This window comes from Streptomyces odontotermitis, assembly GCF_050510915.1.
Classification (GTDB): domain Bacteria; phylum Actinomycetota; class Actinomycetes; order Streptomycetales; family Streptomycetaceae; genus Streptomyces.
The window spans coordinates 149,749-161,354 of sequence record NZ_JBNJLS010000023.1 but is presented as its reverse complement, the minus strand read 5'-3'; the positions used below and the strand labels follow the sequence as shown (position 1 = coordinate 161,354).

The 11,606-nt window shown below is 70.3% G+C and carries 9 protein-coding genes and 1 riboswitch; of the genes, 3 read left to right on the top strand and 6 right to left on the bottom strand.

Annotated features, from left to right (window positions below):
• Nucleotides 1–97: 97 nt before the first annotated feature.
• The 4 genes from ACQB60_RS39110 to ACQB60_RS39095 all read right to left on the bottom strand — a co-directional run bounded on the left by ACQB60_RS39110 (nt 98) and on the right by ACQB60_RS39095 (nt 4,976).
• Complete coding sequence (locus tag ACQB60_RS39110) at nt 98–802, bottom strand: GntR family transcriptional regulator (RefSeq protein WP_496930844.1); 705 nt, start codon at nt 800–802, stop codon at nt 98–100.
• Nucleotides 803–1,045: 243 nt separating this feature from the next.
• On the bottom strand, nt 1,046–1,834 hold the full coding sequence (locus ACQB60_RS39105) for a M23 family metallopeptidase (protein ID WP_496930843.1): 789 nt from the start codon (nt 1,832–1,834) through the stop codon (nt 1,046–1,048).
• A gap of 12 nt (nt 1,835–1,846) precedes the next feature.
• Nucleotides 1,847–2,010: riboswitch (cyclic di-AMP (ydaO/yuaA leader) on the bottom strand.
• 192 nt (nt 2,011–2,202) lie between these two features.
• Nucleotides 2,203–3,585, bottom strand: a complete 1,383-nt coding sequence (locus ACQB60_RS39100) for a M16 family metallopeptidase (RefSeq protein ID WP_496930851.1) — start codon at nt 3,583–3,585, stop codon at nt 2,203–2,205.
• A gap of 47 nt (nt 3,586–3,632) precedes the next feature.
• On the bottom strand, nt 3,633–4,976 hold the full coding sequence (locus ACQB60_RS39095; protein WP_496930842.1) for a M16 family metallopeptidase: 1,344 nt from the start codon (nt 4,974–4,976) through the stop codon (nt 3,633–3,635).
• A 236-nt stretch (nt 4,977–5,212) separates the two neighbouring features.
• Here ACQB60_RS39095 and ACQB60_RS39090 point away from each other — a divergent pair, with 236 nt between their 5' ends.
• Nucleotides 5,213–7,663 carry a DNA gyrase/topoisomerase IV subunit A gene (locus ACQB60_RS39090; RefSeq protein ID WP_496930841.1) on the top strand — a complete coding sequence of 817 codons (2,451 nt, stop codon included), beginning with the start codon at nt 5,213–5,215 and terminating at the stop codon, nt 7,661–7,663.
• 31 nt (nt 7,664–7,694) lie between these two features.
• Here the strand turns inward: ACQB60_RS39090 and ACQB60_RS39085 are convergent, their stop codons facing one another.
• The gene (locus ACQB60_RS39085; protein ID WP_496930850.1) at nt 7,695–8,876 is read right to left on the bottom strand and encodes a CobW family GTP-binding protein; all 1,182 of its coding nucleotides are present in this window, start codon (nt 8,874–8,876) and stop codon (nt 7,695–7,697) included.
• Nucleotides 8,877–9,220: 344 nt separating this feature from the next.
• Between ACQB60_RS39085 and ACQB60_RS39080 the strand changes: the two genes are divergently transcribed.
• A complete protein-coding gene (locus ACQB60_RS39080; RefSeq protein ID WP_496930840.1) occupies nt 9,221–9,769 on the top strand; it encodes a DUF6082 family protein in 549 nt (182 codons plus the stop codon).
• 145 nt (nt 9,770–9,914) lie between these two features.
• Nucleotides 9,915–10,151, top strand: coding sequence for a hypothetical protein (locus tag ACQB60_RS39075; RefSeq protein WP_496930839.1), 237 nt, complete (start codon nt 9,915–9,917; stop codon nt 10,149–10,151).
• A 188-nt stretch (nt 10,152–10,339) separates the two neighbouring features.
• Here ACQB60_RS39075 and ACQB60_RS39070 read toward each other — a convergent pair whose 3' ends face one another.
• A complete protein-coding gene (locus ACQB60_RS39070) occupies nt 10,340–11,521 on the bottom strand; it encodes a citrate synthase/methylcitrate synthase (RefSeq protein ID WP_496930838.1) in 1,182 nt (393 codons plus the stop codon).
• Nucleotides 11,522–11,606: the final 85 nt, after the last annotated feature.

The following is an 11,606-nucleotide window of genomic DNA, read 5'->3' as shown; positions in this document are numbered from 1 at the left end:
CGCGAAGGCCGGGCAGCACGAAAAGAGGGGAACCCCGAAAAGCGGGCAGCACAGAACAGGCCCCGCGAATTACTTCTCTTTGTATACGGCGACGCTGTTAATTCTGGACGCTCAGCGTGTTTACGGGATGTTGCGAATCCCTCACGCGATCGACGCCCCGCCGGCGCCCGAGCCCCGCGGGAAAGCGGAGGCGGTGCGCCGCCGTCGCCCGCTCCGCGTGCTGCGCGGTGAGGCCGCGGGCCCGCTCCGCGTCGCCGCGGGCCACCGCGTCGACGATCGCCGCGTGCTCGGCCCAGGACTCGGCGGGGGCGGCCGGCGGCTCCACCACGTACATCCAGGCGATCTTGTGCCGCAGCTGGGTGAGCAGCGCGGTCAGACCCGGGCTGCCTGACGCCTGCGCGAGCGTCTCGTGGAACCAGCCTCCCAGGGAGCGCAGATCCTCGCTCTGGCCCCGCCTGGCGCGCTCCTGGCCGAGCCGCACGAGGCCGCGCAGCACCTTCAGGTGCGCCTCCGTGCGGCGCTGGGCGGCCCGGGCGGCACCCAGCGGTTCGAGCAGCATGCGGATCTCCAGGAGGTCGGCGGCCTCCTGCTCGGTGGGTTCGGCGACGCACGCGCCCGCGTGCCTGCGCGTGACGACGAAGCCCTCGGCCTCCAGGGTGCGCAGCGCCTCGCGTACGGGGACGCGGGAGACTCCGTAGCGGCGCGCGAGCAGCTCCTCGGTGAGCCGGCCGCCCCGTTCGTAGACACCCGAAACGATGTCGTCCCGAATGGCCGTGCATACCGAGTGCGCGGGAATGCGCATGACCGGACCTCCGCCTTAATCCCCGAGAAACGCGGTCGATTGACGCTCGCTCGTCAACTCTATTGCAGAGCCGCGGAATTTCCGATGGCGGCCGGGAATCCATGGATTTCTTTTGGCCAAGGCTCCCGAGGCCCGGGGCCGGGGACTGGGGGCCAGGGACTGGGGACTGGGGGCCGGGAACGGCGAAGCCCCGGCTCGCGGTGGGCGAGCCGGGGCTTTCGGGTGCGCGGTGGGCGTGAGCCGTCAGACACCGACGCCGTGCGAGCGGAGGTAGGCGACGGGGTCGATGTCCGAGCCGTAGTCCGGGGAGGTGCGGGCCTCGAAGTGGAGGTGCGGCCCGGTGACGTTGCCGGTCGCTCCGGAGAGACCTATCTGCTGTCCCGGGGTGACCGTCTGGCCGACGGAGACACCGATGGAGGACATGTGTCCGTACTGGGTGTACGTGCCGTCGTTCATCTTGATCACGACGTTGTTGCCGTAGGCGCCGCCCCAGCCGGCCTCGACGACGGTGCCCGCGCCGACGGAGTGGACCGACGTGCCGGACGCGGCGTGGAAGTCGATGCCGGTGTGGCTGCCGGAGGACCACAGGCCGCTGCTCGCCTTGTAGGCGGTCGAGACGTACGAGCCGGCGATCGGGGAGACGAAGCGGTTCAGGCGCTTGCGCTCGGCCTCGCGGGCGGCGCGCTCCTTGGCCTCGCGCTCCTTCTTGGCCTTCGCCTCGGCAGCACGCTTCGCTTCGGCGGCCTTCTTCTTGGCGGCCTCTTCGGCCTTCTTCGCGGCAGCGGCGGCGTCGGCGGCTTCCTTCTGAGCGGTGGCCTGCGCGTCGATGCTGTCGGCGAGCGAGTCGCCGACGGAGATGGCCTGGGTGAAGCCGGTGTGCTCGACGGGCGCCTCGTCGGCGGCGAGCGCCGGAGCGGCGAGCCCTCCGATGACACCGGTCGTGGTGATCGCGGCGACACCCGCTACTTGCGCGGTCGTACGGGTGAGACGGCTCGGACGACGGTGCTTCCCGGTGGCACGGGTGAACGCCATGAAGCGGCTGATCCTTTCCTTCCCTCTCGCCTACCGGGTTAGCTGACGGGTTCGGAGCAGGAAGGTCTCCTACGGACCCCTCGCCTCGCGGCAAGGTGCCCGATTCACCCCAGGGGGACATGTGGGTCCCCGGCTCCCCTGGCTCGCGCCGTACGGGGACTCGGCGATGGCTGTCCGGTGCCGCGGGTGCGGCGTGCTGCGTGACGAACAGTCGGACCGACGCTAAACGGGACATCTTTCAATCGACAAACAGAAGACGGCTTTTGTAGCGCACGCCACAGGGCAGACAGGCAACCTCTCTACTAATTCGGACATATGAGGACCCCGGTGACATGTCCTGTCACCGGGGTCCGGAACCGCTCGTTCATCTAGCCCGTGACAACCGTCACTTCACCGATCCCGAGGGCCTTGACGGGTTCCTCGATCTGCGCGGCGTCCCCGACGAGCACGGTCACCAGGCGGTCCTGCGGGAAGGCGCTCACGACGGCCGCGGTGGCCTCCACGGTGCCCGTCGCGGCCAACTGCCGGTACAGCTGGGCCTGGAAGTCGTCCTGGAGGTGCTGCTCGACCTGGTCGGCGAGCGTGGCCGCGACGGCCGCCGCCGTCTCGTACTTGAGCGGGGCGACCCCCACCAGGTTCTGCACGGCGACGTCGCGCTCGGCGTCCGTGAGGCCCTCGGCGGCGAGGGTGCGCAGGACCTTCCACAGGTCGTCGAGGGCCGGGCCGGTGTTCGGCGTGTCCACGGAGCCGCTGATGGCGAGCATGGCGACGCCGCCGGCCCCCTCCGAGGACGAGGGCGCGGTCGAGCGCAGCACCTGGCTGAACGCCCGCACTCCGTAGGTGTATCCCTTCTCCTCGCGCAGGACCCGGTCCAGACGCGAGGTGAGGGTGCCGCCGAGGCAGTACGTGCCGAGGATCTGGGCGGCCCACACGCGGTCGTGCCGGTCGGCGCCGACGCGGCCGATGAGGAGCTGCGTCTGGACGGCTCCGGGGCGGTCGACGATGACCACGCGGCCGGTGTCGTCGGCGCTCACCGCCGGCACGGGGTACGGCTCGGCCGTGTCGCCCGTCCAGGCGCCCACGGTGTCCGCGAGGAGCGCGTCGAGGTCCGTCCCGGAGAGGTCGCCCACGACGACGGCGGTCGCCGTGGCCGGGCGAACGTGCTTCTCGTAGAAGGCGCGTACCGCCGCCGAGTCGATGCCGGAGACCGTCTCCTCGGTGCCCTGACGGGGGCGCGACATGCGCGAGGTCGCCGGGAAGAGCTGCCGGGAGAGCTCCTTGGCGGCGCGCCGGGCCGGGTTCGCGGCCTCGTGCGGGATCTCGTCCAGGCGGTTGCGGACGAGGCGCTCGATCTCGCTGTCCGCGAAGGCGGGGGCGCGCAGGGCGTCGGCGAGCAGTCCGAGGGCCTTCGGAAGGCGGGAGACGGGCACTTCGAGGGAGACGCGCACGCCGGGGTGGTCCGCGTGCGCGTCCAACGTCGCGCCGCAGCGGTCCAGTTCGGCGGCGAACTCCTCGGCGGAGTGCTTGTCGGTGCCCTCGGCGAAGGCCCGCGCCATGATCGTGGCCACGCCGTCGAGTCCGGCGGGCTCGGCCTCCAGGGGCGCGTCGAGGTGGATCTCGACGGCGACGACCTGCTGGCCGGGGCGGTGGCAGCGCAGCACCGTCAGGCCGTTGCCCAGGGTGGCGCGCTCGGGGGCCGGGAAGGCCCAGGGCTTGGCCGTGCCCGCCTGGGGCTGCTGGTGGAACTCCATCGTGGCGAGCGGTGCGGACTGGGTCGTGGTGTGCGGTGCGGACTCGGTCACTTCGCCGCCTCCTCTTCCTCTGCGGCCTCGTCGGCGGCGGACACGGGTTCGTACACGAGCACCGCGCGGTTGTCGGGGCGCAGGCGGGCCTTGGCGACCTCCTGGACCTCCGCCGCGGTGACGTCCAGGACCCGCTGCACGGCGGTGAGCGCCAGCTGCGGGTCGCCGAACAGGACGGCGAATCTGCACAGTTCGTCGGCGCGGCCCGCGACGGTGCCGAGCCGGTCGAGCCACTCGCGCTCCAACTGCGCCTGGGCGCGCTCCATCTCCTCGGCGGTGGGGCCCTCCTCGGCGAAGCGGGCCAGCTCCTCGTCGACGGCGGCCTCGATGACGGGGACCTCGACGTCTCCGGAGGTCTTCACGTCCAGCCAGCCGAGCGAGGGCGCCCCGGCGAGGCGCAGCAGACCGAAACCGGCGGCCACGGCCGTGCGGTCGCGGCGCACCAGCCGGTTGTAGAGCCGGGAGGACTCGCCGCTGCCCAGGACCGTGAGCGCCAGGTCGGCCGCGTCGCACGCGCGCGTGCCGTCCTGCGGCAGCCGGTAGGCGGCCATCAGGGCGCGCGCCGGGACCTCCTCCTCGACGACCTCGCGCAGCTCCTTGCCGATGCGCTCCGGAAGGCTGCCGTCACGGGGCGGCTGCTTGCCGTCGTGCCCGGGGATGGAGCCGAAGTACTTCTCGACCCAGGCGAGCGTCTGCTCCGGGTCGATGTCGCCGACGACGGACAGGACGGCGTTGTTGGGCGCGTAGTACGTACGGAAGAAGTTCCGCGCGTCCTCCAGGGTGGCCGCGTCCAGGTCGGCCATCGAGCCGATCGGCGTGTGGTGGTACGGGTGGCCCTCCGGGTACGACAGAGCGGTGAGCTTCTCGAAGGCCGTGCCGTACGGGACGTTGTCGTAGCGCTGGCGGCGCTCGTTCTTGACGACGTCCCGCTGGTTCTCCATGGACTCTTCGTCGAGCGCGGACAGGAGCGAGCCCATCCGGTCGGCCTCCAGCCACAGCGCGAGCTCCAGCTGGTGCGCGGGCATGGTCTCGAAATAGTTGGTGCGCTCGAAGCTCGTCGTCCCGTTCAGGGACCCGCCCGCGCCCTGCACCAGTTCGAAGTGGCCGTTGCCGTGCACCTGGTGGGAGCCCTGGAACATCAGGTGCTCGAAGAGATGCGCAAGGCCCGTACGCCCCTTGACCTCGTGGCGGGAGCCGACGTCGTACCAGAGGCAGACCGCGGCGACCGGGGTCAGGTGGTCCTCGGAGAGCACCACGCGCAGGCCGTTGGCCAGCCGGTGCTCGGTCGCTGTCAGGCCGCCGGAGCCGGCCTCGGCTGTGGCCGTGTGACCCATGGGCATGTACGTCCCTTCGATCGCGAGATCTCAGCAAGTGATGGAGTCAAGAGATGCAGTCCTGCCACTGTATGCAAGCCCGCTGACACCTGACGAAGTTCCCGCTCCGCCCTCGGCGTAGTCGCCCGTGACAACGCCGTGAGCCCGGGTCGTGGTCGGCGATGTCAGTGGGACGGTCCACAATGGTCCGCGTCAGATCCCGTACATGCCCCGGCAGAATCTGTGAAGGAGCCGCAGCAGCGATGGCCCGCCGCAGCACGAAGACCCCGCCGCCCGACGACTTTGAGGAGAAGATCCTCGACATCGACGTCGTCGACGAGATGCAGGGCTCCTTCCTCGAGTACGCCTACTCGGTCATCTACTCCCGCGCCCTGCCGGACGCGCGGGACGGCATGAAGCCCGTCCAGCGCCGCATCGTCTACCAGATGAACGAGATGGGTCTGCGCCCCGAGCGCGGCTACGTCAAGTGCGCCCGCGTCGTGGGCGAGGTCATGGGTAAGTTGCACCCCCACGGCGACGCCTCGATCTACGACGCCCTGGTGCGCATGGCCCAGCCCTTCTCCATGCGCCTGCCGATGGTGGACGGCCACGGCAACTTCGGCTCGCTCGGCAACGACGACCCGCCGGCCGCCATGCGGTACACGGAATGCCGCATGGCCGACGCCACCTCCCTGATGACGGAGTCGATCGACGAGGACACCGTCGACTTCACCCCGAACTACGACGGCCAGGAGACCGAACCGGTCGCCCTCCCGGCCGCCTACCCGAACCTGCTGGTGAACGGCTCGTCGGGCATCGCCGTCGGCATGGCGACGAACATGCCGCCGCACAACCTCGGCGAGGTCATCGCCGCCGCCCGCCACCTGATCAAGCACCCGGGCGCCGACCTCGAGACGCTGATGAAGTTCGTCCCGGGCCCCGACCTGCCCACGGGCGGCCGCATCGTCGGCCTCTCCGGCATCAAGGACGCGTACGAGTCGGGCCGCGGCACCTTCAAGACCCGCGCCACGGTCTCCGTGGAGAACGTGACGGCGCGCCGCAAGGGCCTCGTCGTCACCGAACTGCCGTTCACCGTCGGCCCGGAGAAGGTGATCGCCAAGATCAAGGACCTGGTCGGCTCGAAGAAGCTCCAGGGCATCGCCGACGTCAAGGACCTCACCGACCGCGAGCACGGCCTGCGCCTGGTCATCGAGATCAAGAACGGCTTCGTGCCGGAGGCCGTCCTGGAGCAGCTCTACAAGCTGACTCCCATGGAGGAGTCCTTCGGCATCAACAACGTCGCGCTGGTGGACGGCCAGCCCCTCACCCTCGGCCTCAAGGAGCTCCTCGAGGTCTATCTGGACCACCGCTTCAACGTCGTGCGCCGGCGCAGCGAGTTCCGGCGCGGCAAGAAGCGCGACCGCCTGCACCTGGTCGAGGGCCTGCTCGTCGCCCTCCTGGACATCGACGAGGTCATCCGCCTCATCCGCTCCAGCGAGAACAGCGCGCAGGCCAAGGAGCGCCTGATGGAGCGCTTCTCCCTGAGCGACGTGCAGACGCAGTACATCCTCGACACCCCGCTGCGCCGCCTCACCAAGTACGACCGCATCGAGCTGGAGTCCGAGCGCGACAAGCTGAACGCGGAGATCGAGGAGCTGACCCGCATCCTGGAGTCGGACGCCGAGCTCCGCAAGCTGGTCTCCTCCGAACTGGCCGCGGTGGCCAAGAAGTTCGGCACGGAGCGGCGCACGGTCCTGATGGAGTCCTCCGGCGCCCCGGCCCCCACCGCGTCCCTCCAGGTGGCGGACGACCCGTGCCGCGTGCTCCTGTCCTCGACGGGCCTGCTGGCGCGCACGGCGAACGGCGACCCGTTCTCCGAGGGCGACAGCAAGCGCACCAAGCACGACGTGATCGTCTCGGCGGTGCCCGCGACGGCGCGCGGCGAGGTCGGCGCCGTGACCTCGGAGGGCAGACTGCTGCGGCTCGCCGTGGTGGACCTGCCGCAGCTTCCGGAGACGGCGGCCGCGCCCAACCTCTCCGGTGGGGCGCCGGTCTCGGAGCTGCTCTCCTTGGAGGCGGACGAGAAGCTGATCTGTCTGATGACGCTCGACGAGTCCTCTCCGGGCCTCGCGCTCGGCACGGAGCAGGGCGTGGTCAAGCGCGTGGTCCCCGACTACCCCTCGAACAAGGAGGAGTTGGAGGTCATCACCCTCAAGGAGGGCGACCGCATCGTCGGCGCGGCGGAGCTGCGTACGGGCGAGGAGGACCTGGTCTTCATCACGGACGACGCACAGCTGCTGCGCTACCAGGCGTCCCAGGTGCGGCCACAGGGCCGCCCGGCGGGCGGCATGGCGGGCGTCAAGCTCACCGACGGCGCGAAGGTCATCTCCTTCACCGCGGTCGACCCGGCGGCGGACGCCGTAGTGTTCACGGTCGCGGGCTCGCGCGGCACCCTCGACGACTCGGTGCAGACGACGGCGAAGCTGACGCCGTTCGACCAGTACCCGCGCAAGGGCCGCGCCACGGGCGGTGTCCGCGTCCAGCGGTTCCTGAAGGGCGAGGACTGCCTGAGCTTCGCCTGGGCGGGCCCGACGCCTCCGCACGCCGCACAGCGCAACGGCTCGCCCGCCGAGCTCCCGGAGCCGGACCCGCGCCGGGACGGCTCGGGCGTCTCCCTCGCGAAGCCGGTGGCGGCGGTCGCAGGCCCGGTGTGACGCTCGCTCGACGGAGGCACTCGAGGGGGGCTCACCCCTCGGGTGCCTCCTCGGGTGCCTCCTCCGGTTCCTCCGGCTCCTGTACGTAGCGCAGGACGCCCCACATGCCGTGCTCATCGGCCTGTGGGGCCTCCGCGCGGCACGCCTCCAGCTCCTTCTCCAGACCGTCCGCGTCAATGCTGGACCCGATCAACACGAGCTGCGTGCGGTGCGGCTCCGCGACCGGCCACGGCTCCGGGTAGAAGCGCAGAAAGCGCCCCACGGAGTGCACCAGATACCGGTTCTTCGGGTCGGACGGCCCGAAGTCGACGTACCCCTTGATGCGGTAGAGCCCCTCCGGCCTGCTGTCGAGGAAGGCCATCAACGGGCGGGGCGACAGGGGCACTTCGGAGACGAAGGCAAGACTTTCGTAGGCGGAGTGCAGATGGCGCGCGTGCCCGTCGTGGCCGTCGTGGCCGTCGCCGCACTCGTCGCCGTGGCCGTCATCGTGATCATGATCGTGCCCCTCACGCTCCGCGGCGTGCAGATCGTCGAAGGAGAGCTGCCCGACCCGCTCCCCCACCGGCTTGCGGTCGAGGAGCAGCTCGACGTCCACGCGCCCGTAGGAGGCCGCCACGACGGCCGCGCGCCCCGCGAGCCCGCGCACCACGCCGAGCACCCGCTCACGCTCCTCCACGGCCACCCGGTCGCTCTTGTTGACCACGACGAGGTCGGCGATGCCCAGGTGCCGGTCGACCTCGGGGTGACGCTCCCGTGTGGCGTCGAACTCGGCGGCGTCGACGACCTGCACCAGCCCGCCGTACACGATGTGCGTGTTCTCGCTCGCGAGCAGCATCCGCACCAGCTCCTCCGGCTCCGCGAGCCCGCTGGCCTCGATCACGATGACGTCGATACGGGCGGAGGGCCGGGCGAGCCGCTCCAGGTACTCGTCGAGCTCACTGGCGTCCACGGCGCAGCACAGACAGCCGTTGCCCAGGGAGACGGTGGAGTCGCCGAGCTGGCCCGCGACGGACATGGCGTCGATCTCGATCGACCCGAAGTCGTTGACGATCGCGCCGATCCGGCTTCCCCCGCTGCGGTGCAGAAGGTGGTTGAGCAGGGTCGTCTTTCCGGACCCCAGGAAGCCGGCGAGGACGATGACCGGGATCTGTCGCGTGCTCACCGTGCGCCTCTCGCATTGATTCGTACCGCTGATGTTGCTCACGCCGTCCATGACATCCGTCTCGTCCATGTCGCCGCTACGGGATCCGTGTACATCCCGCGTCGACGGGCAGGCGAGCCCCGTACGACGTGTGAAGACCGCCCAAGGATATGTGCGCGTAGAAGCACCGCGAAGTGAACGATTGTTAGCGGCGCTCGCGGGGCACACATTGGGCACGGCGCCGGGAGGTTCGACCAGAGCTGCCTCCTGTGCGCCTCCTCTCCGCCTCCCTGTCGATCAGCGCCGCTCGGCAATCTGGGAGGCGGCAAGCGCGCCGCCCATCGCTCTCGCCGGTCCCACTCCCCGTTGGCCCGCACCCGACGACCGGCGGACGGTCGCCTGATTCGGGGGTTGACATGGCCACACAGAAATATCGGATACGGGGGACGGGCTCGGCCGCTGTCGCGGGGCTCGCTTTCGCTGTCGGGGCACTGGCGCTGCTGCTCGACCGCCAGCGCAGGCACCACGAACAACTCCGCCTACGCCTCGATGACATGGAGCGGACCGAGCGCCGCCCCGCCGAGCTTCCCCAGCAGCAGCAACTCCAGTTCTATCTGCTGAGCAAGGCCATGGACGACCCGGATCTCGCCGCCGTCCTGAGCACCGTCGAGGCCCCGCCGACCAAGCGACGGCAGTACCTCTTCGCGAACGCCCTCTACACCAACGCCGTGCACGCCTTCCGCATCGGGATCGTCAACTGGGAGGAACTGCACGGTCATCTTCGGGTGATCTGCCGCAATCCCATCTTCCGCGAGTACTGGGAAGCCACCCGGCACCACCGGGCCAGCCTCGAGGACTCTTCGGACGAGGCCCGGGTGGGCCGCATGATGGACGGGCTCATCCACGACCTGGACGATCCCGACGCCGACGAGTGGTGGGTGATCGGCGAGCCGCCACCGGAGTGACGGCTTCCGCGAGCGCCCCGTCCCGCCCGTGAACCACCCATGAACAAGCCCCAGTTGCCCTTCATGTCGCAGGGTCAACAGGAGTATCCAAGGGCTAGCCTGTCCTCCGTTCTCATCCCTCTCTCACCCAAGGACCGGGATTCCCTTGAAGATCGTGCGTCGTATCGGTGTGCCCCCACGCGCTAGAGGCAGCCTCTCCGGGGAGACATGCCCCGACATCTTCGAGCTGAGCGACGGCAACTTCGCAGTGATCGGGACCGAGGCCACGGCGGCGCTCGACGGGGAACTCCCCGCCGACGCGGCGCGCGCCGACTACGAGCGGATCGTGATCGTCACCCGCGAGACCCTGGTCCGCGCCAAGGCCGACATCCCGGACGCGTGAGCACACCGGTCCCCCACCCCGGGATCCGGCCGTCCGCAGCAGCCGACTGAAAGACCCCACCGGGGGCACCACCCCAGACCCCGGCGGGTACGCCGCCCGACCATGGCGAGAACGCAGCCCGACCACGACGGGTACGCCATCAGGTCCGGCACCGCACTGGTGCCGGACCCCACGCATGTCGGCGGGCGTCAGCCGAGCGGCGGCACCGGCACCGGCACCGGCGGAACCACCCCCACATACCGCGCCGCAGGGCGGATGATCTTTGAATCCTCCGCCTGTTCAAGGATGTTGGCGCTCCAGCCGACCACCCGCGCCGACGCGAACGTCGGTGTGAACATCTCGCGGGGCAGACCGCACAGCTCCATGACGACGCCCGCGTAGAACTCCACGTTGGTGTGCAGCTCACGGCCGGGCTTCAGTTCGGCGAGGATCGCCTCCACCTGGCGCTCGACCTCGACGGCGAACTCCACCATCGGGCCGCCGAATTGCTGCGCGATGCCACGCAGCATGCGCGAACGCGGATCCTCCGTGCGGTAGACGGGGTGCCCGAAGCCCATGATCCGGTCGCCCGCCAGGACCCGCTCACGGATCCAGCCGTCGATGCGGTCGGGGGTGCCGATGGCGTCGAGCGTGTCGAGCGCGCGGCTCGGGGCCCCTCCGTGCAGCGGGCCGGACAGCGCGCCGACGGCCCCGACCAGACAGGCGGCGACATCCGCACCTGTTGATGTGATGACGCGGGCGGTGAATGTGGACGCGTTGAATCCATGATCGATCGTGGAGATCAAGTACTGCTCGATCGCCCGCGCACGCCGGGGGTCCGGCTCCGAACCGGTCAGCATGTAGAGGTAGTTGGCCGCGTACGACAAGTCGTCGCGCGGCTCGACCGGGTCGAGGCCCTGGCCGAGCCGGTGGAGCGCGGTCAGCAGGGTGGGGACCACGGCGGATGCGGCAAGGGCGTCCGACCGTCGTTGATCACCGTTGATGTCGTACACCGGGCGGAAGTCGCGCGACGCCCCGAAGAGCGAGAGCGCGGTGCGCAGGCCCGCGAGCGGGCCCGAGAGCGAGCTGGCCCGGGCGATCGCGGGCAGTGCGGCGCGCACCTCGTCCGGCAGGTGACGGAGCGCCGCGGTCCGCTCGGCGAAGGCCGCGCGCTGGGCGGGGTCCGGCAGTTCACCGTGGAACATGAGGTGCCATACGTCCTCGAAGCCGCGGGTCTGCGCGAGCTCGACGGCCGAGTACTGGCGGTAGTGGTAGAAGCCCTCGTGCCCCCTGACGTCGCCGAGCCGGGTCTCGGTCACGACGACGCCCGCGAGGCCGCGCGGGACCTCGACGGGGGCGGCTGCGGGGGTGGTGGAGCCATTGATCGGCATGGTGTTCCTCGACTTCCTCCCTGGACTTGATTCGACTGTCCATGCTTGACTCAATCTCTGTCAATATTGATTGAATCAATACAGG